The organism is Vibrio sp. 1580, from assembly GCF_033340055.1.
In genome coordinates, this window is the sequence record NZ_JAWOVT010000690.1 from 1 (window position 1) to 526 (window position 526).

Here is a 526-nt window from a genome sequence, read left to right on the forward strand (position 1 = left end):
GTGCTTACGTTTAAGGAGTCTCAGGTGAGATTAAACAGTAAGCAGTTGATTTTTGTCACTTTGGCGTTGATATTGACTCAGCAGGTGTATTTGTTTGCTGCGACGAGCGTCTCTTCCAGCGGTTTTTGGTCATTGGTGTTTATGACGTTCCACTATCCGATATTGATGCTGTTGTTCATCTTTATGGCAAGAAGATTGACTCATCAAAATCAGTACCAAGAAGAGCTCAAACTGTCAGAATAATAAGTTCTTCGGTATCAAGTAAAAAGCCTCGCAATTCGTGAGGCTTTTTGTGTTTTAGGTGCTTAATTCTCTAAAGCTACTTTTATTAAAGCGAGGCCTAAGCGTTAAGAACAAATTTCTCAATTGCTTTCGCTACGCCGTGGTCGTCGTTACTTTCAGTGATGTAATCTGCGATTTTCTTGGTTTCTTCCATCGCATTTGCCATCGCGATACCAAGACCGGCGTACTTCAGCATATGGTGGTCATTTTCAGCATCACCCATACAGATCACTTCTTCTGGTTG

1 protein-coding gene and 1 pseudogene are annotated in these 526 nt (G+C 41.4%); one reads left to right on the top strand and one right to left on the bottom strand.

What is annotated here, in order from left to right:
• Positions 1 to 243: pseudogene (locus R7093_RS27870) on the top strand (DNA mismatch repair protein MutT); the annotation flags it as partial.
• A gap of 97 nt (positions 244 to 340) precedes the next feature.
• On the opposite strand, the gene R7093_RS27875 reads toward R7093_RS27870, so the two are convergent.
• Positions 341 to 526 (bottom strand): HAD hydrolase family protein (locus R7093_RS27875; protein WP_318147364.1); only part of this gene is annotated, 186 nt, incomplete at its 5' end.